At 63.0% G+C, this 25,201-nt stretch carries 21 protein-coding genes; 11 read left to right on the plus strand and 10 right to left on the minus strand.

Features of this window, described 5'->3' with window-relative positions; genetic code table 11:
- Positions 1-155 precede the first annotated feature (155 nt).
- On the plus strand, positions 156-1,883 hold the full coding sequence (locus tag PH586_RS11195) for an ExeA family protein (protein WP_271347842.1): 1,728 nt from the start codon (positions 156-158) through the stop codon (positions 1,881-1,883).
- 4 nt (positions 1,884-1,887) lie between these two features.
- The gene (locus PH586_RS11200; RefSeq protein ID WP_271347843.1) at positions 1,888-2,661 is read left to right on the plus strand and encodes a general secretion pathway protein GspB; all 774 of its coding nucleotides are present in this window, start codon (positions 1,888-1,890) and stop codon (positions 2,659-2,661) included.
- Between the two features lie 303 nt (positions 2,662-2,964).
- On the opposite strand, the gene PH586_RS11205 is transcribed toward PH586_RS11200, so the two are convergent.
- Positions 2,965-4,341, minus strand: coding sequence for a TRAP transporter large permease (locus PH586_RS11205; RefSeq protein ID WP_271347844.1), 1,377 nt, complete (start codon positions 4,339-4,341; stop codon positions 2,965-2,967).
- Positions 4,334-4,879, minus strand: a complete 546-nt coding sequence (locus PH586_RS11210) for a TRAP transporter small permease subunit (RefSeq protein WP_271347845.1) — start codon at positions 4,877-4,879, stop codon at positions 4,334-4,336. Before PH586_RS11210 ends, PH586_RS11205 begins: the two co-directional genes overlap by 8 nt.
- Positions 4,880-5,068: 189 nt before the next feature.
- Here PH586_RS11210 and PH586_RS11215 point away from each other — a divergent pair, with 189 nt between their 5' ends.
- Positions 5,069-6,169, plus strand: a complete 1,101-nt coding sequence (locus PH586_RS11215; protein ID WP_271347846.1) for a TRAP transporter substrate-binding protein — start codon at positions 5,069-5,071, stop codon at positions 6,167-6,169.
- A gap of 116 nt (positions 6,170-6,285) precedes the next feature.
- On the opposite strand, the gene PH586_RS11220 is transcribed toward PH586_RS11215, so the two are convergent.
- Positions 6,286-6,690, minus strand: coding sequence for an acyl-CoA thioesterase (locus tag PH586_RS11220; RefSeq protein WP_269137669.1), 405 nt, complete (start codon positions 6,688-6,690; stop codon positions 6,286-6,288).
- A 277-nt stretch (positions 6,691-6,967) separates the two neighbouring features.
- Here PH586_RS11220 and PH586_RS11225 point away from each other — a divergent pair, with 277 nt between their 5' ends.
- The 6 genes from PH586_RS11225 (at position 6,968) to PH586_RS11250 (ending at position 15,161) form a co-directional block, all read left to right on the plus strand.
- Positions 6,968-7,936, plus strand: a complete 969-nt coding sequence (locus PH586_RS11225; RefSeq protein ID WP_271347847.1) for a PstS family phosphate ABC transporter substrate-binding protein — start codon at positions 6,968-6,970, stop codon at positions 7,934-7,936.
- Between the two features lie 182 nt (positions 7,937-8,118).
- A complete protein-coding gene (locus PH586_RS11230; RefSeq protein WP_271347848.1) occupies positions 8,119-10,404 on the plus strand; it encodes an ABC transporter permease subunit in 2,286 nt (761 codons plus the stop codon).
- Positions 10,405-10,419: 15 nt separating this feature from the next.
- The gene (gene pstA, locus PH586_RS11235) at positions 10,420-12,096 is read left to right on the plus strand and encodes a phosphate ABC transporter permease PstA (RefSeq protein WP_271347849.1); all 1,677 of its coding nucleotides are present in this window, start codon (positions 10,420-10,422) and stop codon (positions 12,094-12,096) included.
- A 67-nt stretch (positions 12,097-12,163) separates the two neighbouring features.
- The gene (gene pstB / locus PH586_RS11240; protein WP_271347850.1) at positions 12,164-12,997 is read left to right on the plus strand and encodes a phosphate ABC transporter ATP-binding protein PstB; all 834 of its coding nucleotides are present in this window, start codon (positions 12,164-12,166) and stop codon (positions 12,995-12,997) included.
- Between the two features lie 174 nt (positions 12,998-13,171).
- Entirely contained in the window at positions 13,172-13,903 is a 732-nt protein-coding gene (phoU, locus tag PH586_RS11245; protein WP_271347851.1) for a phosphate signaling complex protein PhoU, read from the plus strand.
- A gap of 334 nt (positions 13,904-14,237) precedes the next feature.
- Positions 14,238-15,161 (plus strand): response regulator, encoded by a 924-nt coding sequence (locus PH586_RS11250; RefSeq protein ID WP_271347852.1) that lies wholly within the window; start codon positions 14,238-14,240, stop codon positions 15,159-15,161.
- Positions 15,162-15,477: 316 nt separating this feature from the next.
- On the opposite strand, the gene PH586_RS11255 is transcribed toward PH586_RS11250, so the two are convergent.
- Entirely contained in the window at positions 15,478-15,795 is a 318-nt protein-coding gene (locus PH586_RS11255) for a hypothetical protein (protein WP_271347853.1), read from the minus strand.
- A 214-nt stretch (positions 15,796-16,009) separates the two neighbouring features.
- Here PH586_RS11255 and PH586_RS11260 point away from each other — a divergent pair, with 214 nt between their 5' ends.
- A complete protein-coding gene (locus PH586_RS11260; protein ID WP_271347854.1) occupies positions 16,010-16,906 on the plus strand; it encodes a peptidoglycan DD-metalloendopeptidase family protein in 897 nt (298 codons plus the stop codon).
- 176 nt (positions 16,907-17,082) lie between these two features.
- Here PH586_RS11260 and PH586_RS11265 read toward each other — a convergent pair whose 3' ends face one another.
- The 6 genes from PH586_RS11265 to glcC all read right to left on the minus strand — a co-directional run bounded on the left by PH586_RS11265 (position 17,083) and on the right by glcC (position 23,443).
- Positions 17,083-18,423, minus strand: coding sequence for a hemolysin family protein (locus PH586_RS11265; RefSeq protein ID WP_271347855.1), 1,341 nt, complete (start codon positions 18,421-18,423; stop codon positions 17,083-17,085).
- 81 nt (positions 18,424-18,504) lie between these two features.
- Entirely contained in the window at positions 18,505-19,839 is a 1,335-nt protein-coding gene (phoR, locus tag PH586_RS11270; RefSeq protein WP_271347856.1) for a phosphate regulon sensor histidine kinase PhoR, read from the minus strand.
- 58 nt (positions 19,840-19,897) lie between these two features.
- Positions 19,898-20,587, minus strand: coding sequence for a phosphate regulon transcriptional regulator PhoB (gene phoB / locus PH586_RS11275; protein ID WP_271347857.1), 690 nt, complete (start codon positions 20,585-20,587; stop codon positions 19,898-19,900).
- Between the two features lie 112 nt (positions 20,588-20,699).
- Positions 20,700-21,611, minus strand: coding sequence for a 4-hydroxybenzoate octaprenyltransferase (ubiA, locus tag PH586_RS11280; RefSeq protein ID WP_271347858.1), 912 nt, complete (start codon positions 21,609-21,611; stop codon positions 20,700-20,702).
- Positions 21,612-21,854: 243 nt separating this feature from the next.
- The gene (locus PH586_RS11285; RefSeq protein WP_271347859.1) at positions 21,855-22,406 is read right to left on the minus strand and encodes a chorismate--pyruvate lyase family protein; all 552 of its coding nucleotides are present in this window, start codon (positions 22,404-22,406) and stop codon (positions 21,855-21,857) included.
- 260 nt (positions 22,407-22,666) lie between these two features.
- Entirely contained in the window at positions 22,667-23,443 is a 777-nt protein-coding gene (gene glcC / locus PH586_RS11290) for a transcriptional regulator GlcC (RefSeq protein WP_271347860.1), read from the minus strand.
- A 256-nt stretch (positions 23,444-23,699) separates the two neighbouring features.
- Between glcC and glcD the strand changes: the two genes are divergently transcribed.
- A complete protein-coding gene (glcD, locus tag PH586_RS11295) occupies positions 23,700-25,199 on the plus strand; it encodes a glycolate oxidase subunit GlcD (protein WP_271347861.1) in 1,500 nt (499 codons plus the stop codon).
- Positions 25,200-25,201 lie beyond the last annotated feature (2 nt).

Below are 25,201 nucleotides of genomic sequence, written 5' to 3' on the forward strand. Positions count from 1 at the left end.
TACGCTATACAAGAGTAGTTTCACTATTGGAGTTTTTCAGGCCAGGCGACGAAAGGAGTGGCGACCGGCTATTACACCGATGGGTGTCGCATAGGACTGGAATCCGGCGTCAGGGACTCTATAGTTTTGTTGGGCTTTGCGAGGTTCGATGAACCATGTATAGCAAGTATTTCGGCTTTTCAGATCTGCCATTCACCATTGCGCCAGACCCGCGCTACCTCTACCTCAGCGCGCAGCATCGTGAGGCGCTGGCCAGTTTGTTGTATGGCATCAACTGTAACGGCGGCTTCGTCTTGTTGACCGGGGATGTCGGTACGGGCAAGACCACTGTCTGCCGCTGCCTGCTCGAGCAATTGCCCGACTCGGCCGAGGTGGCGTTCATCCTCAACCCCAAATACAGCATCACCGAGTTGCTGGAAGCCATCTGCGACGAACTGAAAATCCCCTGCCAACACAGCCTGAGCCAGATCAAGGGGTACATCGATGCGCTCAATGCCCACCTGCTGGACGTGCATGCCAGGGGCATCAATACCGTACTGATCATCGACGAGGCACAGAACCTCAGCCTCGACGTGCTTGAGCAGATCCGCCTGCTGACCAACCTGGAAACCAGTAGCCAGAAGCTGTTGCAGATCATTCTGATCGGTCAGCCCGAGCTGCTGGATAAGCTGGCACGTCCGGAGCTGCGTCAGCTCAATCAGCGGATCACCGCTCGTTACCATCTCAATGCCCTGTCGCGCACCGAGTTGGGCGCCTATGTCAGTCATCGCCTGGCGGTCGGTGGCAGCGATGCGCCGCTGTTCACCCGCGCCGCTCTGTGGCGCCTGCACCGGCTGACCGGCGGTGTGCCGCGGATGGTCAACATCATCTGCGACCGAGCCTTGCTGGGTGCCTTCGTCGAGCGCCGCGGCAAGGTCGGCTGGGGTGTGCTGGGGCGGGCGGCGCGTGAGGTGCGCGGCCAGCAGGCCGTTTCAGCGCCGCGCTGGCGCCTGGCGCTGCTGTCCGTGGCCCTGGTGGGCCTGTTGCTGGGGATGGTCTTCTGGTATCCGGGTGGGCCTGGCCTTTTGGCTGGCCTGCTGCCGACGGTGCCAGCCGAGGTGCAGGCTTCGGCAGAGGCCTCGTTGGCCCCTGTCGAGCCGCTGGCGCCGCAACCTGAGGCCGAACTCCAGTATCTGGACTCGGACGAAATGCGCATCGAGGAACCTGTGGTCGCCGCACTGCCGAGCGAGCCGCCGTCCAGCCCGGGCGACTGGCAATGGCCGGAGGGCACCGATCTGGGGGCGACCGAGCCCTTGGCCTATCAGGCGTTGTTCCAGCTCTGGGGGATCGAGTACAACCCAAGCGGCGCGCCGGTAGTCTGTCAGTTTTCGCGTTTGCACAAGCTGGGTTGCCTGCTGCAGCCGGCAGATCTCGACGAGCTGCTCAAATTGAACCTGCCGGCGGTGATCAACCTGTTCAACGCTGGCGGACAATCGTTCTATGCCACCCTGATTGGCGTCGAGCCACGCGCAGGCCTGGCGAGGCTGAATATCGCCGGCGAGGTGCGTACGGTCGAGTTGGCCGAACTGCGTAGCTGGATGCAGCAGCATCAACTGGTGCTCTGGCGCATGCCGCCCGGCTACCAGGCACCGTTGCGTCCCGAGGCGCGCAGTGCCCTGGTACCTTGGCTGGATGCGCAGATGGCCTGGCTGCAGGGGCGTACTCCCACGACAACCCGCGGCGAATACTACGATCAGGAATTGCAACTGCAGGTCCTGGCCTTCCAGCACCACTATCAACTGATCACCGATGCCGTGGTCGGGCCGCAGACCCTGATCCAGCTCAGCAGTCTGACCGATGCGGACATCCCGCAGCTGACGGTCACCGAACCGGAAGGGGAGTGAGTCCATGTCTTACATCCTCAACGCCCTGAAGCATTCGGAAAGCCAGCGTAACCGCGGCGAGATCCCGCACATCGACTCGCAGCCGGAGTTCGGCAAGGTGCAGTCGCGCAAGTGGACCGATCACCTGTGGAAGTGGCTGGCCCTGGCCGCTCTGGTGGCTCTGTTGCTGAGCCTGGCATGGGGGCTGTTCGGCGCGGCGCCGAGCAACGTGCCAGCGACGCCTGCTGCCAGCGCGGCGGCTGTTGAACCGGCTACCCTGCAACCAGCCTCCCCGGACGTCATACCGCTGGCGCTGCCCGAACCGAGAGAGCAGGCCCCCGGCTTGCCCGCGCTGCAGGGCATGGCGGGGGTGAGGATTCGTCTCGATGATGAGGCTGAACCCGGCGCCGCAGGTGCGTCTGGCATGCGCGAGAGTCCGCGAGTCGTGCTCGACATGCCGGTCAGTCGCGGTGTTGCAGCGCCGCCAACGCCGTCGCGCGCAGCACCCGCGGTTGTCCGCGAAGCGCTGCCGGTGAGAGCTGAGGCGCCGCCTGAAGAAGTCCTCAGCGGGGTCAACCATTGGAAGACCCTGCCTGCGGATGTGCAGAGGCAGATCCGCGAGATGGCCTTCAGCGCACATATCTATTCGAGCGATCCGGCCGCACGTTTTATCCGGGTGAGTGGCCGCACGTTGCGCGAAGGCGATCAACTCGGCGCGCAGTTGAAACTGCTGCAGATCGCCCGGGACGGCATCGTCTTCAGTTACAACGGCGATAAATTCTGGTTCGGTTTCAACTGACTGCAACGGGCGTACAGGCTGCGCTTTGCCAGAACCGTCCCGCCCTTGGCGGCTGACGGACAGCGATTCGTGCGGAGTGCAGCGACAGCCCAGCAGATGTGTATCGTGCCGATGGTCGATGGTGCACTGCCTGCGGCGCGTGATGCCCCTTCAGGTCGCAAGTTGATCGAGGTAAGCGGTTGGCCCGCGTGACGCCGTCCGATGTGGCATGCTGCGGGCAAGGCACGGCCCACCGGGGTTGCCAAGGCACCGCGAACATTGTTGGGCTGGCCCCTGCGCTGAAATGCGCGAGGGGCCGGCTGTTCAGTTGCCGTACACCTGCTCCGGCAGCCAGGTAATCAGGCCGGGGAAGATGTAGGCAATCACCAACAAGAATATCTGGATCAGGATGAACGGCAGCACGCCCTTGTAGATGGTGCTGGTCGGTACCGACTTGGGCGTGACCCCACGCAGGTAGAACAGGGCGAAGCCGAATGGCGGGGTGAGGAAGGAGGTCTGCAGGTTCAGCGCGATCATCACCCCGAGCCATACCGGGTCCAGCCCCATGGCCAGCAATACCGGGCCGACAATCGGCACCACCACGAAGGTGATCTCGATGAAGTCGAGGATGAAGCCGAGCAGGAAGATCACCACCATCACCAGGAAGAAGGCGCTGAGTACGCCGCCTGGCAGTTGCGCGAAGATATCCTCGATCATGACTTCGCCGCCGAAGCCGCGGAATACCAGGGAGAACAGCGAGGCGCCTATCAGGATCAGGAACACCATGGCGCTGATCTCGGTGGTGCCATAGGCCACTTCTCGCAACTGGCCGAAGTTCAGCTGGCGCTTATACAAAGCCAGCAACATGGCGCCGAGCGCCCCGAGGGCCGCCGCTTCGGTTGGGGTAGCGTAACCGGCGAGGATCGAGCCGAGCACCGCACCGATCAGCAACAATGGCGGCAACAGAGCATTGAACAGCTTGCCCCATTCGATCGGGCCGAGTTCTTCCTGCGGCAGGGCCGGTAGCTTCTTCGGTTGGAAGATGGCCACGCCGATGATGTAGAGGATGTACAGGCTGACCAGCAGCAGGCCGGGCAGCAGTGCGCCGACGAACAGGTCGCCGACCGAGACGGTCTTGGGCGAGAAGATGCCCAGCTTCAGCTGCGCCTGCTGATAGGCGCTGGACATTACGTCACCCAGCAGTACCAGCACGATCGAGGGCGGAATGATCTGCCCCAGGGTGCCGGTGGCAGCCAGGGTGCCGGTGGCCACGGCCGGGTCGTAACCACGTCGCAGCATGGTTGGCAGGGCCAGCAGGCCCATGGTCACCACGGTGGCGCCGACGATGCCGGTGCTGGCAGCGAGCAGTGCGCCGACCACACACACGGAAATTGCCAGACCGCCGCGCAGGGTGCCGAACAGCCGCGACATGGATTCGAGCAGGTCTTCGGCGACCCGTGACTTCTCCAGCATGACCCCCATGAAGACGAACAGCGGCACCGCCAGCATGGTCTGGTTGTTCATGATGCCAAACAGACGGTTGGGCAGTGCGTTCAGGTAACCGCCGTCGAAGGTGCCGGTGAGCATGCCGATGCCGGCAAACAGCAGGGACACGCCACCGAGGGTGAAGGCCACCGGGTAGCCAGCCATCAAGGCCGCGCAGATGCTGATAAACAGCAGAATCGCCATTAACTCAACCATGCTTCACCTCCGGCTCAGGCAGGCGACCGGTGAGGATGTAGACGGATTTGATCAAGTCGGAGATTCCTTGCAACACCAGGCTGATTACCAGCACCAGGATGATGCTCTTCTGCAGATAAACGAACTTCAGGCCGCCCGACTCGCTCGAGGCCTCCAGGGTTTTCCAGGAGTTGCCCACGTAATCCCAGCTGCTCCAGCCAAGGAACAGGCACACGGGGAGAAGAAACAGCAGGGTGCCGAAGACTTCCACCAGGGCCTGACGGCGGTAGCTGAATTTCTGGTAGAAAATATCCACGCGGACATGGCCGTTGCGCTGCAACACCCAGGCCGCGGCGCCCATGAATACCAGCGCGTGGCCATAGAGCACGGCTTCCTGCAACGCCGTGGCGCCAATACCGAAGCCATAGCGCAACACCACTACAGTCGCGGTGCCGATAACCAGGAACAGGGTGAGCCAGGCGCAGGCCTTACCTAGGCGGGCATTAACGGCGTCGAGGAGGCGCGCTAAGCCGAGCAGGGGAGGGGGATGATTCGACATGGCAGATCCTTATTATTATGGCCAGGAAACCGACAATTCTAGGCGGGTGGGTAAGAGCGTAGCAACCGGCAGTACTACGTACGTAGTCGCTAAGCTTGAGAGGGACCGATACCTGTGATACTCAACATATAGCTGAATGCTGGTGATCCCCGCGCTCAGATCATTAATACAACAACAAGGAGTTATTATATGAAGCGTCGTCAAATTCTCGCAGCTGCAGGCGTAGGTCTTGCTGCCACCGCATTGGCGGGTTGCAATAAAGAGACTGAAACTGCCGCCAAGCCCCAAGAAGGTGCGAGTAGTGAGACTTTCAGCTGGAAGATGGTTACTTCCTGGCCAAAGAATTTTCCTGGCGTAGGTGTCGGCGCGGAACGGTTTACCACGCTGGTCGATGAGATGAGCAATGGCCGCCTGAAAATCAAACTTTATGCGGCGGGCGAACTGGTGCCGGCCCTGGAAGTATTCGATGCGGTCTCCCGCGGTACCGCCGAGATGGGTCATGGTGCGCCTTACTACTGGAAAGGCAAGGTGCCGGCCGCACAATTCTTCTGCGCCCTGCCATTTGGCCCCAATGCCCAGGAAATGAATGCCTGGCTGCACAAGGGTGGCGGCCTGGAACTCTGGGAAGAGGTCTACAAGCCCTTCGGCGTGCTGCCGATGGCCTGTGGCAACACGGGTGTGCAGACTGCCGGCTGGTTCAACAAGGAAATCAACTCGGTTGACGACTTCGTGGGCCTGAAAATGCGCACCCCTGGGCTGGGCGGTGAAGTGCTGACCAAGATGGGCGGCACCGTGGTCAACATGCCGGCCGGCGAGATCTTCACCGCCATGCAGACCGGCGCCATAGACGCCACCGAGTGGATTGGCCCGTACAACGACCAGGCGCTGGGCCTGCACAAGGCTGCCAAGTACTACTACACCCCGGGCTGGCAGGAACCGAGCGTGTTGTTCGAGTTGGACATCAACATCAAGGCCTGGGAAACCCTGCCGGCCGACCTGCAAGCCATCGTTCGTGCTGCCGCGCGCGAGGTGAATGCCGACATGCTCGACGACTATGACGCGCGCAACATGGAAGCCATGGAGCAACTCAAGGGCGAGGGTGTGGAAGTGCGCCGCCTGCCGGACGAGGTGCTGGCCAAGCTGAAGACAATGGCCGCTGAAGTGGTCGACGCTTCGGCCGCAGCCGATCCGGCGGCGAGCAAGGTGTGGGCGCAGCAAAAAGCCTATCTGCAGCGTCTGTACGACTATGCCGAAAACGCCGAAAAAGATATCTACAACATCCGCGGCTGATTGCTAGCCAATAGAAACGCCGGCCTCGTGCCGGCGTTTTCGTATCCGGCATTCAGGTTCTTGTCGTGCGGACAGGACGCCGGCGATGGCTTTGCAGGATGGATCGGCGGAGTGCTTCAGCGCCGCGCTGGTACCGGGCGGGTGCGGCCGCTGCCGTCGATGGCGACGAAGACGAATACCGCTTCGGTGACCTTGCGCCATTCGCTGGACAGCGGGTCGTCGCTCCACACTTCGACCAGCATCTGGATCGAGCTGCGGCCGATCTCGAGTGCCTGGGTGTAGAAGGACAGTTGCGCACCAACCGCGACCGGCACCAGGAAGGCCATGCGATCGATTGCCACCGTTGCCACGCGCCCTCCGGCGACCTTGCTGGCCATAGCCGTGCCAGCCAAATCCATTTGCGATACCAGCCAGCCACCATAGATGTCGCCGAAACCATTGGTTTCGCGTGGTAGCGCAGTGATCTGTAATGCCAGATCGCCTTGGGGTATCGGGTCATCCTGTTCGAAGTTGTCGTTCATCTCGAGTATGGCTCGCGGCGCGGTTGTTGTTATAGGGGCGAAGCCGCCAGATGCAGCGGCTGCGGCCTCAAAAGGGCGGGTTTGGAGAGTATACCGACTGAGTGGTCGCTGAGCGAACATGGCACTTTGCTGCTTGCCAGGCAAGGTTCGGCATGGCAGTTGGGAGCAAAGGCCCGGGCATTCATCTAACTGTCACATTGATTTCATAGATTGGTCACAGGAGCTGCAGATACTTGGGCTCGTTCAATCCAACACTAAATTCTGTTAGGAGCAAGGCATGAAACTTAAGCGATTGATGGCAGCCATGACTTTCGTCGCCGCTGGCGTCGCCGCCGCCACTGCGGTTGCCGGTGTCGACCCGGCTTTGCCGACCTATGAAAAAACTTCGGGCGTGTCGGGTAACCTGTCGAGCGTCGGTTCCGACTCGCTGGCCAACCTGATGACCTTGTGGGCGGAAGAGTTCAAGAAGAACTACCCGAACGTCAATATCCAGATTCAGGCTGCCGGTTCCTCCACCGCGCCACCAGCGATGACTGAAGGCACCGCCAACATGGGGCCGATGAGCCGCACCATGAAGGACAGCGAAGTCCAGGCTTTCGAGCAGAAGTATGGCTATAAGCCGACCGCTATCCCGGTTGCCATTGATGCCCTGGCGGTATTCGTGCACAAGGACAACCCGATCAAGAGCCTGTCGATCGAGCAGGTTGACGCGATCTTCTCCAGCACCCGCCTGTGCGGTGGCGCCAACGACATCAAGACCTGGGGTGACGTGGGCCTGACCGGCGAGTGGGCAGCCAAGCCGCTGCAACTGTTCGGTCGTAACTCGGTCTCCGGCACTTATGGCTACTTCAAGGAAGAAGCGCTGTGCAAAGGCGACTACAAGGCTAACGTCAACGAGCAGCCGGGTTCGGCCTCCGTGGTGCAGTCGATCTCCAGCACCCTGAACGCCATCGGTTATTCGGGTATTGGCTACAAGACGTCCAGCGTCCGGGCTGTGCCGCTGTCCAAGAAGGGTGGCGAAGCCTTTGAAGCCAATGAAGAAAACGCCCTGGCTGGCAAGTTCCCGCTGGCGCGTTTCTTCTACGTGTATGTCAACAAGGCGCCGAACAAGGCCCTGAGCCCGCTGGACACCGAGTTCGTCAAGCTGGTGCTGTCTAAGCAGGGTCAGGAAGTCGTGGTCAAGGATGGCTACATCCCGCTGCCGAGCAAAGTGGTTGAGAAAACCATGAAGGATCTGGGTCTGTAAGCACCTGGCTCTACTGGCAGGGACGCCAACTTTAATAGCGACGCCCGCCTCTCGGATAGAGTGGCGGGCGTCGCTTTGTCAGCATGCTGTAACTTTTCTGTCACATAAGCTGGCTACATTATTCAGCCTGTGCCACGAATGAATTTACGGCGCGCTCATGGCCGCGCAGAGATGCTCTTACTATGAATGACCTGGCTCGTGAAACCGTGACCGCCTCGCCCAAAGCCCTAAGGCTGGACTTCAACACGCCGGCCTTGCTGCGCAAGCGGCGTATCCGTGCGCTGAAGGATCACCTGGCCCGCTGGTGTGTGTCCATCGGCGGCTTGGCGGTGCTTGGCACCATTACCCTGATCTTCTTCTACCTGGCCTACATCGTCTTGCCGATGTTCCAAGGCGCTGATCTCGATGCGCGCAAGCCGCTGCAACCGGCCTGGTTGGCGGATGCCGGCAAACCCTTGTTGATGTCGGTGGAAGAACAGAACCAGGTGGCCATGCGCCTTGATGAGCGTGGTCAGGTGCAGTTTTTCGATGCCAAGAGCATGGCCTTGCTGAGCGCGGTAACCCTGCCACTGCCGGCCAATAGTCAGGTCGTCTCTGTTGCCCAGGATCAGCCGGGCAGCAATCGCGTGGCCTTGGGTCTGTCCAATGGTCAGGTGCTGGTGTTCGAGCATGCCTACCCGGTCAGTTACCCAAACGACGTGAAAACCATTACGCCGCGGATCAACTACCCGTTCGGTGAAGCCGCGATCACTCTCGATGAGCAAGGCCGACCACTGGATCACGTCGGCGTCAGCCTCAACGGCGGCACGCTGTTGCTGACCGGCTCCACCGGTACCGAACTGCAAGTGCTCAGCCTCGGCCGCGAAGAAAACCTGATGACCGGTGAGGTGACCCTCAGTGAGGAGCGCATCGCGCTGCCGCAGATCGCCGAGCCGATCAAGGCCTTGATCGTCGATCCGCGTCATCAGTGGCTGTATGTGATCAACGGTCGCGCCACCGCAGACGTCTTCAGCCTGCGCACCAAGGCGCTGAATGGCCGCTACAAGCTGCTCAGCGATGGCACCACCAGCGTTACCAATGCCACAGCGTTGCTCGGTGGTATCTCGCTGATGATCGGCGACAGCAAGGGCGCCATCCAGCAGTGGTTCATGGTCCGCGACGAGGACGGCAAGCAGTACCTGAAGTCGATCCGCAGCTTCCAGATGGGTGACAGCGCCATCACCCAGATTCTCCCGGAAGAGCGACGCAAGGGCTTCATGGCCCTGGATGCCAGCGGCAACCTGGGGATCTTTCACAGCACCGCACACCGCACTCTGCTGGTTGAACCGGTGGCCGACGCTGCGGCCCTGGCCGGTTTGTCGCCGCGCGCCAACCGCGTAGTGGTCGAGTCGCAAGGGCAATTGCAGCGCCTGTTGATCGACAACCCGCACCCGGAAGTCTCCTGGAGTTCGCTGTGGGGCAAGGTCTGGTATGAAAACTACGACCAGGCCGATTACGTCTGGCAGTCGACCTCTGCCAGCACCGACAACGAGCCCAAGCTGAGCCTCGCGCCACTGGCGTTCGGCACCCTGAAAGCCGCGTTCTACGCCATGTTGCTGGCGGCGCCGCTGGCGATTGCCGCTGCCATCTACACCGCCTACTTCATGGCGCCGTCCATGCGCGGCAAGATCAAGCCGGTGATCGAGCTGATGGAAGCGCTGCCGACGGTGATCCTCGGCTTCTTCGCCGGCCTGTTCCTCGCGCCTTATGTCGAGGGGCATCTGCCCGGCATCTTCAGCCTGCTGATCTTTACCCCGATCGGTATCCTCCTGGCCGGCTTCGCTTGGAGCCGTCTGCCCGAGTCGGTCCGCCTGGCGGTGCCGGACGGCTGGGAAGCCGCGTTGCTGATCCCGGTGATCCTGCTGGTCGGCGTGGTCTCGCTGGGCATGAGTGGCCAGCTGGAAGTCTGGCTGTTCGATGGCAACATGCGCGCCTGGTTGAGCAATGACCTGGGTATTCCGTTCGACCAGCGCAACGCGCTGGTGGTCGGCCTGGCCATGGGCTTCGCGGTGATTCCGAACATCTACTCGATTGCCGAGGATGCCGTGTTCAGCGTGCCCAAGAGCCTGACCTTCGGTTCGCTGGCCCTGGGGGCGACGCCCTGGCAGACCTTGACCCGGGTGGTCATCCTCACCGCCAGCCCCGGTATTTTCTCTGCCGTGATGATCGGCATGGGCCGCGCGGTCGGTGAGACCATGATCGTGCTGATGGCCACCGGTAACACTGCAATCATGGACATGAACATCTTCGAGGGCCTGCGCACCCTGGCCGCCAACGTGGCGGTGGAAATGCCCGAATCGGCGGTGGGCGGTACGCATTACCGGGTGCTGTTCCTCTCGGCGCTGGTGCTGCTGAGCTTCACCTTCGTCATGAACACGCTCGCGGAGTTGGTGCGCCAGCGTCTGCGCGTCAAGTACGCGTCGCTCTAAGGCTCAGGAAGGTATATGTCCGTGAAAAACAACTCCGTAAAAGCCTGGGTAAAAAGCGGTTCGCCGTGGATCTGGATGAACGCCGGTGCGGTGTCCATCGCCGTGATCATGACCCTGGGTCTGCTTGCCGTGATCGCCACCCGTGGCCTTGCCCACTTCTGGCCTGCCGACCTCATCGAAGCCGACTATCAGGTGCCTGGCCAGGAAATCAAGGTGATGGCTGGCGAGATCACTCAGCTCGAAGAGATCCCGCGTGCACGTCTGGCCGCGTCGGGTCTGCCGGTGGCGGCCGAGGGTGGCGAATTCATGACCCGCGAGCTGTTCAAGGTGGGTAACCGCGACCTCTACGGCGCCGATTTCACCTGGGTCGTCGGCGAATGGTTGAGCAACCAGCGCACCCCGCAAACCCTCAGCGCCTTCGAACGCCGCGAGTGGGGCAACCTCTATGGCTATCTGGTCAACGTCAAGGAAAGTGGCCAGCTGGTCGCCGAGGGCGATGGCGCCTGGGACGTCCTCCAGCAGCGCCTGGCTCGGGTCGATGAGCTGCATACGCAGGTGGTGCGCCTGGAAAAGAAAGACATCGGCCGGATCAATGCCGGGCTCGAGCGCATCCGCCTGCAAACCCGCAAGCTGGAGCTGCAGGGCGAGCTGGATGCGCAGGCCCAGGCTGAACTGGATGTGGAGCGGGCGCAGTGGGATGCCCAGTACAAGGTGCTGGAAACCCAGTTGGTTGCGCTCTATGGGGCCTTCAATCGCGACAGCATCACGGTGCGCACTGCCGATGGTCGCGAGGTCGAAGTGAGCCTGGGCAAGGTGGTACGGGCCTACCAGCCGAACGCCATGACCAGCCTCGGCAAACTGCAGTTCTACGGCGCCAAGCTGTGGGAGTTCGTCAGCGACGATCCGCGCGAGGCCAACACCGAAGGCGGCGTCTTCCCGGCGATCTTCGGCACCGTGATAATGACCCTGATCATGGCGGTGATCGTCACCCCGTTCGGCGTGATCGCGGCCATTTACCTGCGCGAGTACGCCAAGCAAGGGCCGCTGACCCAAACTATCCGCATCGCGGTGAACAACCTGGCCGGTGTCCCGGCAATCGTTTACGGGGTGTTCGGTCTGGGCTTCTTCGTTTATGTGCTGGGTGGCTCGATCGACCGGCTGTTTTTCCCCGAATCCGCGCCGGCGCCGACCTTCGGTACGCCAGGGCTGTTGTGGGCTTCGCTGACCCTGGCGATTCTGGCCCTGCCGGTGGTGATCGTCGCCACCGAGGAGGGCCTGGCACGGATTCCGCGCGCGCTGCGTGAAGGTTCCCTGGCCCTGGGGGCGACCAAGATCGAGACGCTCTGGCGCGTGGTGCTACCAATGGCCAGCCCGGCGATGATGACCGGCCTGATCCTCGCGGTGGCGCGTGCCGCCGGTGAAGTGGCGCCGCTGATGCTGGTCGGCGTGGTCAAGCTGGCGCCGAGCCTGCCGCTGGACGGTAACTACCCATACCTGCACATGGATCAGAAGATCATGCACCTGGGTTTCCACATCTACGATGTCGGATTCCAGAGCCCCAACGTCGAGGCTGCGCGGCCGCTGGTCTACGCCACGGCGCTGCTGCTGGTGCTGGTGATCGCGATTCTGAACCTCACCGCGGTGTTCATGCGTAACCGCTTGCGTGAGAAGTACAAGGCGCTGGATCACTAAATCCTTTTCGTTGGCTGCCATAGTGGCAGCCAGCGTGATACCGAATTGTTAGCGTAGGGAGCATCCCATGCAGCACCAAGCACACACACATGGCATCGACATCACGGCCCTGGGTCGGGAAAAGCAGGGCCTGAATCTGGACACGGAAACCGTGGCGATTCAGGTGCCGGGTTTGAACCTGTACTACGGCGACAAGCAGGCGCTGTTCGACGTCAAGCTGAAGATCCCCAAGCAGCGCGTGACGGCGTTTATCGGTCCGTCCGGTTGCGGCAAGTCGACCCTGCTGCGCACCTTCAACCGGATGAACGATCTGGTCGACGGTTGCCGCGTGGAGGGCGAAATCAATCTCGATGGGCGCAACATCTACCGTAAGGGCGAAGACGTCGCCGAGCTGCGCCGGCGCGTCGGCATGGTGTTCCAGAAGCCCAACCCCTTCCCCAAGAGCATCTACGAGAACGTGGTGTATGGCCTGCGCATCCAGGGCATCAACCAGAAGCGTGTACTCGATGAGGCGGTGGAGTGGGGCCTGAAAAGCGCGGCATTGTGGGACGAGGTCAAGGACCGCCTGCACGAGTCGGCCCTGGGGCTGTCCGGCGGCCAGCAGCAGCGCCTGGTGATCGCCCGCACCGTGGCGGTGCAGCCGGAAGTGCTGCTGCTCGACGAACCCTGCTCGGCGCTCGACCCGATCTCCACCCTCAAGGTCGAAGAGCTGATCTACGAACTGAAATCCAAGTACACCATCGTCATCGTGACCCACAACATGCAGCAGGCGGCGCGGGTTTCGGATTACACCGCCTTCATGTACATGGGCAAGCTGATCGAGTTCGGTGATACCGATAGGCTGTTCACCAACCCGGAGATGAAGCAGACCGAAGACTACATCACCGGTCGCTACGGCTGATGGCCATGCCAGAGGGCGCTGGACTGCGTCGGCGGAACTTGCCGTACTACTTGTACTGTCTGCGTTCCGCCTCCTTGCCCAGCACCCTCTGGCAAAGCCCATCCACCTGATAATTCGTAGGGTGCGCGTGCGCACCACAGCCACCCAAAGCCGGTAGCTTTCGCGGAGCGAAATATGATCAACAAAGACAATCTCACCCAGCACATCTCCCAGCAGTTCAACTCCGAGCTGGAGGAGGTGCGCAGCCACCTGCTGGCGATGGGCGGTCTGGTCGAGAAGCAGGTCAACGATGCGGTCACCGCGCTGATCGATGCCGACTCCGGCCTGGCCCAGCAAGTGCGCGAGATCGATGGCCAGATCAACCAGATGGAGCGCAACATCGACGAGGAGTGCGTGCGCATCCTCGCTCGTCGCCAGCCGGCGGCGGGCGACCTGCGCTTGATCATCAGCATCTCCAAGTCGGTGATCGACCTCGAGCGCATCGGCGACGAAGCGACCAAGATCGCCAAGCGCGCCATCCTCCTGTGCGAGGAGGGCGAAGCGCCGCGCGGTTATGTGGAAGTGCGGCATATCGGCGATCAGGTGCGCAAGATGGTGCAGGAGGCGCTGGACGCCTTCGCCCGTTTCGACGCCGACCTGGCCCTGTCGGTGGCGCAGTACGACAAGACCGTCGACCGCGAATACAAGACCGCCCTGCGCGAGCTGGTCACCTTCATGATGGAAGACCCGCGTTCGATCTCGCGGGTGCTCAACATCATCTGGGCCCTGCGGTCGCTGGAGCGTATCGGTGATCACGCGCGCAATATCGCCGAGCTGGTGATCTATCTGGTGCGTGGCACCGATGTGAAGCACATGGGCCTGACCCGCATGAAGGAAGAAGTCGAAGGCACCGGCAAAGACCGTTGAGAGAAAGCGGGACGTAGGGTGGACTCAGCAGCGCAGCGAACAGTCCACCATCATCCCCGCCACCCGCCACCCGCCAGGGACAATGCTACGGCGTACTGCTTCGCGAGTACGCCCTGCGGTCTGTAGTTTGTAGAACGGCTTCGGCCGCGAAGTTCGCGGATGAAACGGAACGCCGCCCGGCCGCTTCTGCAAAAGCGTTACAACCGGGACAGCGCCGTTATCAACGCCGTTGCGGCTAGGTCGGCAGTGTTGCCGCAGCAGCTAAAATGGCCAACGGCCTGGCCTTTGGCCATTCGCCGCGCTTATGCTTGGGCCATTCGAACGGGAGTGGCCGATGAGCAAAGTCAGCGTACTGGTGGTGGACGATGCAACCTTTATCCGAGACCTGGTTAAAAAGGGCCTGCGCGACCACTTTCCCGGCGTGCAGATTGTCGAAGCGGTCAACGGGCGCAAAGCCCAGCAACTGCTCGGCCGACAAAGCATCGACCTGATTCTCTGCGATTGGGAAATGCCCGAGATGTCCGGGCTCGAGTTGCTCAGCTGGTGCCGTGAGCAGGACACCCTGAAGACCGTGCCCTTCATCATGGTCACTAGCCGTGGCGACAAGGACAACGTGATCCAGGCGATCCAGGCCGGTGTTTCCGACTTCATTGGCAAGCCCTTCTCCAACGAGCAGCTGGTGACCAAGGTCAAGAAGGCCCTGAGCCGTGCCGGCAAGCTGCAAGCCTTGGCGGCCAGTGCTCCGCCGAAAATGCTCAGCAGTGGTGGCTTCGCCAATGACTCCCTGGCGGCGCTGACCGGCGGCGCTCAGGCCCAGGTCAGCAAGCCAGCGGCAACCGCTCCGGCACAGGCCGTAGTGGCGCGCCAGGAGGCTGCCGCAGCACCAGCCGCCTCGGCCAAATCGGCGGGGCAGGCCCCTGGCGGACGTGGCCAGGGGCAACTACGCCTGCCTGGCGGCACCATGAACTGCGTAATCAAGGCGCTCAGCCTCAAAGACGCTCAACTGGTGGTCAAGCGTGCCGAACTGTTGCCGCAAGTGCTCGAGAGTGCGGTGCTCGATCTGGAGCAGGGCGAAGGGGGCGAGGTGGCGCGGCTCAACGGCTATTTGCACGCGGTGGCAGCGCTGGAACCCAAGCCGGACAGCGATTGGCTGCTGCTGACGTTCAAGTTCGTCGACCGCGACCCGCAGAAGCTCGACTACCTGTCGCGCCTGATCGCTCGCGGGACGACGCAGAAGCACTTCGTCCCCGGCGCTTGATGGCCCCACTGAGGTAATGGGTCAACGCATCCGGGTCGGACCAGCGGCGATCCGTTCGGCGCGAAGCGGCAGGCCGCCAGACTCTCAGCGTAGCGATTCATCCCGCTGGACTGCCTGCGGCGAGTGGCGCTGCGGCCCCGTAGGATGGTGCGGGCCGCGTAGGATGAGCGAAGCGATACCCATCACGACGATCTGCGGCAAACCACAATTCGCAGCTGGCAGCTGTGGAGGGGTGCATATACACCCTACGGATCGCGGCTTGCTCGAGCTAATGGGCAGCACCAGGCGAGCGCTTTTTCACCCGCGCTCAGGCGACTCAGCCCAGGCGCTGCAACAGCAGGAAGGCAGTCAGCAACAGGGTATTGATCGCCCAGGCGGCGGTCAGGACGCGGGCGATTTCACCGTGGGCTGGATTTTTTACGTTGTCACTGCAACGCCAGATCTCGCCGATTATCCAGGCGGTATAGCCCAGCAGCACGGCAAACATGAATATGAGCGTGGTCAGTGCAGCGCCGCTGAAATACACCGCGAGCGTGACTGCCCAGAGAATATTGCTGGGTATCACCCCGTAGAACCAGAAAATCTCTCGTAGCGGTTTGTCGATCAGCAGGGCGTTGAACATCGAGGTTTGCATGGTTATTAACCCTCATGGCAGTCAAGGCACGCTCGTGTTACCTGGTGGCCCGTCCCTTGAGATTAGCCCGCTCGGGCGTCGCGTCAAAAAGTCGCACAGGCTCAGGTGCGGGGCGGATGCGCCAGATCACATTCCACTGCCCCGGCCCTCGCTTGCATGCTGTCGCACTGCTAGTCTTCAGAGTCTTGGAAAGCCAAAAATCGCCCGTGAGCCCATGCCCTTTCGACTGACCGTGTTCTGCGTCCTGCTGCTGGTTGCCAGCCAGGCCGCGGCCCTGACCATCTACAAGTACACCGATGCCAACGGTGTGGTGACCTATACCGATAAAGCAACGGCGGGTGCCCAGGTGTTCGTTTTTCGCGACCGCATGGTCGAGCGCCTGGACAACCAGGTGAAACTGGAAACCCAGAAGCATGCGGCCGGCGACACCCTGCTGGTGCGCAACGACCTGTATGCGCCGGTGCAGATCGAACTGAAGCTGGAGCAGGTCGACAACGCCATCGGCGCCCCGACCAAACCCATCAGCTGGGTGTTGCCGCCGCGCAGCAAGATCCGCCTCGCCACCCTGACTGCGCGCGATGCCAGCAAGCCGCTGCGCTACACGCCGAAACTGCGTTATGCCCTGGGCGACCCCCGCCTGCTGCCGACGCAGAAGAACTACCCGCTACCCTGGCGCGGTGGTCCCTTCCGCCTGAGCCAGGGCGCCAACGGTAAATACAGCCACTTCACCGCCAAAGGCCGCTACGCCCTGGACATTGCCATGCCCGAGGGCACGCCGATTATCGCGGCGCGCGGCGGTGTAGTGGTCAAGACCGAGAACCAGCAGAGCGGGCGCGGCAACAACCCCTCCGGCAACTATGTGCGCATCCTGCACGACGACGGCACCATGGGCGTCTACCTGCACCTGATGAAGGGTTCGGTACAGGTTCAGGAAGGCCATCGGGTGCAGGTCGGTAGCCTGCTCGCACGTTCCGGTAACACCGGTAACAGCACCGGTCCGCACCTGCACTTCGTGGTGCAGCGCAACGTCGGCCTGGCCCTGGAGTCCATTCCCTTCGATTTCCTCCAGCCGGTCAACAGCCTGCCGAATTTCGCCGTCGGCGGTGATTGAGACACGCTGCACGCGGCAAGCCATACGCGGCGAGTAAGCGCCAAGAAGCACGTCGTTGCGACAGATCCTCGCGCTAGCAAGGGCTTCAGGAGGCCGTCGAGCGCGCGGCGATGGCCAGCGATCCGCCGCGCAGGGTCGCCCAACCGGGTTTCAGCGTGGGACTGGGCGCCAGAGGCTCACTCCAGCCTGAGGACCTTGGCCAGGACGATCTTCGGTCCCTTCATCTTCTTGACGATGATGCGCAGGCCCTCCACTTCCAGCACTTCCTCTTCCTCGGGCATGCGCTTGAGGGTTTCGTAGATCAGCCCGGCCAGGGTTTCCGCTTCGATATGATCGAGGTTGACCCCCAGCAGGCGTTCGACCTTGAACAGCGGCGTGTCGCCACGTACCAGCAGCTTGCCCGGCTGATAAGCGAGAATGCCGCGCTCGGTCTTGTGGTGTTCGTCCTGAATATCGCCGACCAGTGCTTCGAGCACGTCTTCCATGGTCAGGTAGCCGATGACCTTGCCGTCTGCTTCTTCGACCAGGGCGAAGTGCGAGCCACCCTGACGGAACTGTTCGAGCAGGTTGGACAGCGGCATATGCCGGCCAACCCGTTCGATTGGATGCATCAACTCGGCCAGTTTCAGCGCCGAGGGCAACATCTCCAGCAGGGAAAGGTGCAGCAGCAGATCCTTGATGTGCAGCACGCCGACGAACTCGCCGGCGGCTTCGTCGAAGATCGGGTAGCGGCTGTACTTGTGCCGGCGAAACACGCTGAACACCTCGTCCAGCGGGGCATTGAGCTCCAGGTAGACCAGGTCTTCACGGGAGTTGGCCCAGTCCACCACTTCCAGTTCACCGAGCTCCACCGCCGAGGCCAGCACGCGCATGTCCTGGTCGCTGGGGTTGCTGGCGCGGCTGGAGTGCAGGATCAGCTTGAGTTCGTCGCGGCTGTAATGGTGCTCGTTATGCGGCCCCGGTTCGCCCTGGCCGGCAATGCGCAGGATGGCGTTGGCGCTAGCATTGAGCAGGAAGATCGCCGGGTACATGGCCCAGTAGAACAGATACAGCGGCGCGGCCGTCCACAGCGACAGCAGTTCGGGCTGGCGAATCGCCCAGGACTTCGGTGCCAGCTCGCCCACCACGATATGCAGGTAGGAAATGATCGAGAAGGCGGTGAAGAAGGCAATGCCGTGCACCAGCGTGGCTGACTCGATGCCGATGGCGCCGAGTAGCGGGGTCAGCAGTTCGGCGAAGGCCGGTTCGCCGACCCAGCCGAGGGCCAGCGAGGCCAGGGTGATGCCCAGTTGGCAGGCCGACAGGTAGGCATCCATCTGCTTGTGCACGGTGCGCAGGATATGCCCGCGCCAGCCGTTCTGGTTGGCCAGGGCCTCGACCTTGGTGGCGCGCAGCCTGACGATGGCGAACTCGGCGGCGACGAAAAAGCCGTTGAGCAGCACCAGCAACAGGGCGAAGAGCACAAGGCCGAAATCGGCGAAAAAGGTAGTGACGGAGAGACTCGTGGAGGGGTCCATAAAGGTTTCGGTAGGCCAATGACCGCTAGAGGGTGGGGCCAAGCCAGCGGCTTTGCAAGCCTGCGCATAGGCCGCGGCCGCTTAGTTGAGGCGCCGTGCCACTTGCGAGCTGGGGAAGTGGCAGGTGAAGGTGCTGCCCTGGCCCAGGCTGCTGACGATCTGCAGGCGGGCGCGGTGGCGCAGCAGCACATGCTTGACGATGGCCAGGCCCAGGCCGGTGCCGCCGGTGTTGCTCGCGCGGCTGGAGTCGACCCGGTAGAAACGTTCGGTCAGGCGTGGCAGGTGCTTGTCCTCGATGCCCAGGCCACTGTCCCGCACCGCGAGGTGCGCGCCCTGCTCGTCGCCCCACCAGCGGATGTGAATCTCGCCTTGCGCGGGGGTGTACTTGACCGCATTGAACACCAGGTTGGAGAAGGCACTGCGCAGTTCCGCCTCGCTGCCCTTGAGGCGCAAATGCGGGTCGGCTTCCAGGCTGATGCGGTGCATGCGTTCGCCGGACAGCGCCTGGGCGTCGCTCTTGATGCTCAACAGCAGCAGGTCGACCGCCACCGGCTGGTTGTCCGAGGGGTAGTCGGTGGCTTCCAGCTTGGCCAGCAACAGCAGGTCATTGAGCAGGCTCTGCATGCGTCCGCCCTGCTGCTGCATCTGCTGCAGCGCGCGCAGCCAGCGCGGATTGACGTCTTCGACGTTGTCCAGCAGGGTTTCCAGGTAACCGCTGATCACCGTCAGCGGCGTGCGCAACTCGTGGGAGACGTTGGCGACGAAGTCCTTGCGCATCTGTTCGAGCTGAAACAAACGGGTGACGTCACGCACCAGCATCAGGTGCTCGCGATTGCCGTAGTGGGTGATATGGAACTGCAGGTGTCTACGGTCGTTGAGCGGCGAAGGCAACTCCAGCGGTTCGAGGTAGCTGCCGCGCTCGAAGTATTCGACGAAGCGCGGGTCGCGTAGCAGGTTGGTGATCGCCTGGCCACTGTCCTGCGGGGTTTTCAGGCCGAGCAGGGTTTCCGCGGCGCGGTTCCACCACTCCAGGTTGCCGTTGCTGTCGAGCATGATCACCGCGTCATTCAGCGCGGCGGTGGATTCCTGCACCCGATCGATCACCGCCTGCAGGCGGCCGCGGGCTTTCTCGTTGCGTCGTTGCAGGTGGTAGATGCTGTCGAACACCTCGCCCCACAGGCCATAGCCATCCGGTGGTGGCTCGTCCGGCTGGTGCTCTTTCAACCATTTGTGCAGGCGCCGCAATTGGTTCAGGGTCCAGCCCAGGTAGATGGCCAGGCCGGTCGCCAGCGCCCAGGCATACTCGCCGGTGAACAGGCCGAGCAGCAGGCAGGCGCCGACTAACAGCAGCAGGCTGCGCACCACGGTGCCACGCCAGTTTTGCTTCACTTGGGAGTCATCCGCCAATCGATCCATTGAGCCGCTGGGACAAGCCGGCAATCCTAACCCGTGCCGTCATCGGCCGGGAATAGCGCTAGCTCTTGCTGGAGAAACGATAGCCGGTGCCGCGCACGGTCTGCACCAGGTTTTCGTAGGCTTCGCCCAGCGCCTTGCGCAAGCGGCGGATGTGCACATCGACAGTGCGCTCCTCGACGTAGACGTTGCCGCCCCAGACCTGGTCGAGCAACTGGCCGCGGGTATAGGCGCGTTCCTGATGGGTCATGAAGAACTGCAGCAGGCGGTATTCGGTCGGGCCCATCTCGGCCGGCGTGCCATCGATGGTCACCCGGTGGCTGACGGGGTCGAGCAGCAGGCCGCCGACCTCGATCGGCCCCTCGCTGTCGCTGGGGCCGGCACGGCGCAGCACGGCCTTGAGGCGAGCGACCAGTTCGCGCGGCGAGAACGGCTTGGTGATGTAGTCGTCGGCGCCGACCTCCAGGCCCTGGATCTTGTTGTCTTCTTCGCCCTTGGCGGTGAGCATGATGATCGGGATGTCGCAGGTCAGCTCGTCACGCTTGAGCCGGCGCGCCAGCTCGATGCCGCTGGTGCCGGGGAGCATCCAGTCGAGCAGGATCAGGTCGGGCTTGCGGTCGACGATGATGGCATGGGCCTGCTGGCTACTCTCCGCTTCCAGGCACTCGTAACCGGCCATTTCCAGGGCCACCGCGATCATTTCGCGGATCGGTGCTTCGTCATCGACGATCAGAATGTTCTTGCCAACCATGGATCCAGCCTCAGTCGTTCTACTGTCATGCGTGGCATTAGATAGCGGAATTATTGCAGTCATGTGACAGGCAGGGGCAGTGGCGAGCCTGGCTAGTAGCTCGCCCCCTGCCTCAGGGCAACACGCTCGGCGGCGCCCGCAACGCGTAATCCAGCACGATGCCGAGGAAAATCGCCAATCCGGCCCAGTGGTTGTGCAGGAATGCGTTGAAGCAGGCCATCGGCTTGCGGTTGCGGGTCTTGTGGTATTCCCAGGCGAAGCAGGCGGCTGCCACCAGCAGACCGAGGTGGAAGGGCAGGCCCAGTTCGAAGCGGCTGCCGGCCAGCAGCAGGCACAGCAGGGCCAGGCCCTGGAGGATGGCGATGATCAGGCGGTCGGCGTCGCCGAACAGGATGGCGGTGGATTTGACCCCGATCTTCAGGTCGTCGTCGCGGTCGGCCATGGCGTAGTAGGTGTCGTATGCCACCGTCCACAGCAGGTTGGCGATGAACAGCAGCCAGGCCTCCGCCGGCAGGCTGCCGGTTTCGGCGGTGAAGGCCATCGGCATGCCCCAGGAAAACGCCGCGCCCAGCACCACCTGGGGGTAGAAGGTGTAGCGCTTCATGAAGGGGTAGCAGGCGGCCAGGGCCAGGCCGCCGAAGGACAGCCAGATGGTCGCGGCGTTGGTCAGCAGCACCAGGATGAAGGCTAGCGCCACCAGCCCGGCGAACAGCATCAGCGCCTCGCGCGGCTTCACCTTGCCACTGGCCAGGGGCCGCGCCCGGGTGCGGGTGACGTGGCCGTCGAAGTTGCGGTCGGCGTAGTCGTTGATCACGCAGCCGGCGGCGCGCATCAGGATCACGCCGACGACGAAGATAAACAGGTTTTTCGCGCTCGGCACGCCTTCGGCTGCGACCCACAGGGCCCATAGCGTCGGCCACAGCAGCAGGTAGATGCCGATGGGTTTTTCCAGACGCATCAGCTGGATGAAGTCCCAGGTGCGGGGATGCAGGCGATTCAGCGATTTGAGCAGGCGGGTGTACATCGAGCGCTTCTCCGTGCGGGGTGCGGCGGATTATACGGGGGCTGGGCGTGTAGGGTGGATGACGCTTTATCGATCCACCATGAAGATCAGATGGTGGATCAACCCGCGATGTAGGGCGTACTCGGCTTTGGCCTCCTGCGTCGCTCTACCTCCTGCATCCCTGCAGTCGTCGCGAAGCGGTACGCCGTTGCGATGGGGCAGCAGGCGCAATGGCGGACTGTTCGCTTCGCGCCTGAGTCCGCCCTAGGCCTCGATCCCGGCGGCCGGCCAGAACGCGGGCAGAAACACCTCGACCACCAGCACCCCGAGGGCGCCGCGGCTGAAGCAGGAACGGCGTGCCCACAGGCGTTCTGCGCGCACCTCGCTGGGCAGCCAGGCCGCCGGGAAACGGCAGGCTTGCAGGGTGCTGCGGTCGAACGCGCGGTCGCTGAACAGCAGTTCGCCGAGCGAGCGGCTGCCCAGTTGGTCCATGGCCAGGCCGGAGCCCTGCAGAACGCTGCGCGCCGCCACGCTGCGGGCGAACACCCAGGGTTGGCCGTGGCCGCGCAAATACACTTCACGCACCCAGCCCTGACTGCCGGCCGCGACGTTGAGGGCGCGGCATTCGTCGTTGCGCAAGCGCTGCCAGCCCTCGACCAGCGGGGTGACGCTGAAGCCGTCAGCCGACAAGGCCGTCAGTCTGCGGGTCAGCGACTCCTGATTGAACAGCCACTCGCGCACCCCGGCAGCCGGGGCCGGGTGCAGTTGGCTGGCTGTCAGCCAGTGCGGCGGATGGGCGAGGGCGGCATGGGGCACGACAGAATTCACCACAAATCGGAAGCGCGCGAGTCTAGCATGGACGTTCGCGAGCATCAGCCGCGCCGCGGACGCAGGGCGTACTCGGCTTTGGCCTCCTGCGTCGCTGCAGCCCGTAGGGCGGGTGCAACCCGCCGAGGCTTGCGGGTTGCACCCGCCCTACGGGACTCCAATGGGTAGGTGGGCACTGACGCAGTAGGCCCAGCATCGCGGTCGAGCGGTCATGCCCGTTAGCGCGGCTCGACCCAACCGATGGCCCTTCACGACCAGCCCTCCAGGCGCATGGTCGCGCGCACCAGGCGCTGTTCCTCCTGTTCGATTTCCTTGAGGTTGTCGCGGATGCTGAGGATATGCTCGCGGGCGGCGCGTTGCGCCTGTTCCGGCAGGCGCTCGATGACCGCGTGGTAGAGGCGCGCATGCTGGCGGTCGATCTGGCGTTTCTGCAGTGGCCGGTGATAGAGGTTGTTCACCGAGGCGAACACCGAGTTGAGCATCAGGTCGGTCAGCGATTGCAGGGTGTGCAGCAGCACCGGGTTGTGCGAGGCCTCGCAGATGGCCAGGTGGAAGGCGTGGTCGAGGCGCGCATGTTCGCGCGGTTCGACCTCGCTCGGCTGCTCGGTGTGGGCGGCGAGCATTTCCTCGTAGCGGCGGGTCAGCAGGACGAAATCCGCATCGGTGCCGCGCAGGGCAGCCAGGCGCGCCGATTCGGCCTCGAGCAGGGCGCGCACTTCGAGCAGGTCGAACAGGGTGCGTGGCTGCGAGCTGAACAGGTGCATCAGCGGGCTGGCGTCGCGCGCCCCGCTGAGGCTGGCGACCCGCGAATCGCGGCCTTGGGCGGTTTCGATGATGCCGCGCCCGCGCAGCACCTTGAGCCCTTCGCGCAGGGCCGAACGGGAGATGCCCAACTTCTCGCACAGGCGTCGCTCCGAGGGCAGGGCCTGGCCCACCTTGAGCACGCCATCGACGATCAACCGTTCAATTTTTTCGGCCACCACATCGCTGACCTGGCGGCGTACTGCGGGCTGTTCTAGATCCATTGTGGTGCGCTCGCAGACTGGTATGACCAGTTAGGGTTTGTCGAAGTTCAGCTGATGAATATAAGCGTGCCAGTCAGCCAGGGCAAAGCCTGAGTCGATAAGTGGTGACGCACGAGTCGAAAAAAACTGGTCATACCAGTATGGGTGGAGGTGGACGCCAGAATTGCCGGGGGCTAAATATGGTGCACAACCAGCGCACCGCTGTGCGGATGCGCCATAACGATTTCACCCGCTACGTCACCCGAGTGAGCCTGCCATGAGCATTCTGTACGACGAGCGCGTCGATGGCCCGTTGCCCGCAGTCGACAAGCCAGCCCTGCTGGCCGCAGTGCGCGAGCAACTGCCCGACCTGGAAGTGCTGCATACCCAGGAAGACCTCAAACCCTACGAATGCGATGGCCTCTCGGCCTATACCGCCACGCCGATGCTGGTGGTGCTTCCCGAGCGCATCGAGCAGGTCGAGGGGCTGCTCAAGCTTTGCCATCAGCGCGGCGTGCCGGTGGTGGCGCGCGGCGCCGGCACCGGCTTGTCCGGCGGCGCCTTGCCGTTGGAGCAGGGCATCCTGCTGGTGATGGCGCGCTTCAACAAAATTCTCGAGGTCAACCCGGCCGGGCGCTTCGCCCGAGTCCAGCCCGGGGTGCGCAACCTGGCGATTTCCCAGGCCGCCGCGCCCTATGCACTGTATTACGCGCCGGATCCGTCCTCGCAGATCGCCTGTTCGATCGGCGGCAACGTGGCCGAGAACGCCGGCGGCGTGCATTGCCTGAAATACGGCCTGACCGTGCACAATCTGCTCAAGATCGAGGTCCTCACGGTCGAGGGCGAGCGCATGACGCTCGGCTCCGATGCCCTGGATGCGCCGGGTTTCGACCTGCTCGCGCTGTTCACCGGCTCGGAAGGCATGCTCGGCATCATCACCGAGGTCACGGTCAAGCTGCTGCCCAAGCCGCAGGTGGCCAAGGTGCTGCTGGCCAGCTTCGATTCGGTGGAAAAGGCCGGGCGCGCGGTTGGCGACATCATCGCCGCCGGCATCATTCCCGGCGGCCTGGAGATGATGGACAACCTGGCGATCCGCGCCGCGGAAGACTTCATCCATGCCGGCTACCCGGTCGAGGCCGAGGCCATCCTGCTGTGTGAACTGGATGGCGTCGAAGCCGACGTGCGCGACGAGTGCGAACGGGTGCGTGCGGTGCTGCAGGCGGCTGGCGCCAGCGAAGTGCGCCTGGCCCGTGACGAGGCCGAACGGGTCAGGTTCTGGGCCGGCCGCAAGAACGCCTTCCCTGCGGTCGGGCGCATCTCGCCAGACTACTACTGCATGGACGGCACCATTCCGCGCCGCGAGTTGCCCGGGGTGCTGCGCGGCATCGCCGAGCTGTCCGCCGAGTACGGCCTGCGCGTGGCCAACGTGTTCCACGCCGGCGACGGCAACATGCACCCGCTGATCCTGTTCGATGCCAACCAGCCCGGCGAGCTGGAGCGCGCCGAAGCCGTCGGCGGCAAGATCCTCGAGCTCTGCGTGAAAGTAGGCGGCAGCATCACCGGCGAGCACGGCGTCGGCCGCGAGAAGATCAACCAGATGTGCGCCCAGTTCAGCAGCGACGAACTGACCCTGTTTCACGCGGTGAAAGCCGCCTTCGATCCCAAGGGTCTGCTCAACCCCGGCAAGAACATCCCGACCCTGCATCGCTGCGCCGAATTCGGCGCCATGCATGTGCACCACGGCCAGTTGCCCTTTCCCGACCTGGAGCGTTTCTGATG

It is taken from the genome of Pseudomonas aestuarii (assembly GCF_027988105.1).
GTDB lineage: Bacteria > Pseudomonadota > Gammaproteobacteria > Pseudomonadales > Pseudomonadaceae > Aquipseudomonas > Aquipseudomonas aestuarii.

What these genes read in the sequence shown, in the direction of transcription:
- phoU (WP_271347851.1), top strand. Translation starts at nt 13,172, where the DNA reads ATGATCAACAAAGACAATCTCACCCAGCACATCTCCCAGCAGTTCAAC.
- pstB (WP_271347850.1), top strand. Translation starts at nt 12,164, where the DNA reads ATGCAGCACCAAGCACACACACATGGCATCGACATCACGGCCCTGGGT.
- ubiA (WP_271347858.1), bottom strand. Translation starts at nt 21,611, where the DNA reads ATGTACACCCGCCTGCTCAAATCGCTGAATCGCCTGCATCCCCGCACC.
- PH586_RS11220 (WP_269137669.1), bottom strand. Translation starts at nt 6,690, where the DNA reads ATGAACGACAACTTCGAACAGGATGACCCGATACCCCAAGGCGATCTG.
- glcD (WP_271347861.1), top strand. Translation starts at nt 23,700, where the DNA reads ATGAGCATTCTGTACGACGAGCGCGTCGATGGCCCGTTGCCCGCAGTC.
- PH586_RS11230 (WP_271347848.1), top strand. Translation starts at nt 8,119, where the DNA reads ATGAATGACCTGGCTCGTGAAACCGTGACCGCCTCGCCCAAAGCCCTA.
- PH586_RS11265 (WP_271347855.1), bottom strand. Translation starts at nt 18,423, where the DNA reads ATGGACCCCTCCACGAGTCTCTCCGTCACTACCTTTTTCGCCGATTTC.
- PH586_RS11250 (WP_271347852.1), top strand. Translation starts at nt 14,238, where the DNA reads ATGAGCAAAGTCAGCGTACTGGTGGTGGACGATGCAACCTTTATCCGA.
- PH586_RS11260 (WP_271347854.1), top strand. Translation starts at nt 16,010, where the DNA reads ATGCCCTTTCGACTGACCGTGTTCTGCGTCCTGCTGCTGGTTGCCAGC.
- glcC (WP_271347860.1), bottom strand. Translation starts at nt 23,443, where the DNA reads ATGGATCTAGAACAGCCCGCAGTACGCCGCCAGGTCAGCGATGTGGTG.
- PH586_RS11195 (WP_271347842.1), top strand. Translation starts at nt 156, where the DNA reads ATGTATAGCAAGTATTTCGGCTTTTCAGATCTGCCATTCACCATTGCG.
- PH586_RS11200 (WP_271347843.1), top strand. Translation starts at nt 1,888, where the DNA reads ATGTCTTACATCCTCAACGCCCTGAAGCATTCGGAAAGCCAGCGTAAC.
- PH586_RS11215 (WP_271347846.1), top strand. Translation starts at nt 5,069, where the DNA reads ATGAAGCGTCGTCAAATTCTCGCAGCTGCAGGCGTAGGTCTTGCTGCC.
- phoR (WP_271347856.1), bottom strand. Translation starts at nt 19,839, where the DNA reads ATGGATCGATTGGCGGATGACTCCCAAGTGAAGCAAAACTGGCGTGGC.
- pstA (WP_271347849.1), top strand. Translation starts at nt 10,420, where the DNA reads ATGTCCGTGAAAAACAACTCCGTAAAAGCCTGGGTAAAAAGCGGTTCG.
- PH586_RS11225 (WP_271347847.1), top strand. Translation starts at nt 6,968, where the DNA reads ATGAAACTTAAGCGATTGATGGCAGCCATGACTTTCGTCGCCGCTGGC.
- PH586_RS11255 (WP_271347853.1), bottom strand. Translation starts at nt 15,795, where the DNA reads ATGCAAACCTCGATGTTCAACGCCCTGCTGATCGACAAACCGCTACGA.
- phoB (WP_271347857.1), bottom strand. Translation starts at nt 20,587, where the DNA reads ATGGTTGGCAAGAACATTCTGATCGTCGATGACGAAGCACCGATCCGC.
- PH586_RS11205 (WP_271347844.1), bottom strand. Translation starts at nt 4,341, where the DNA reads ATGGTTGAGTTAATGGCGATTCTGCTGTTTATCAGCATCTGCGCGGCC.
- PH586_RS11210 (WP_271347845.1), bottom strand. Translation starts at nt 4,879, where the DNA reads ATGTCGAATCATCCCCCTCCCCTGCTCGGCTTAGCGCGCCTCCTCGAC.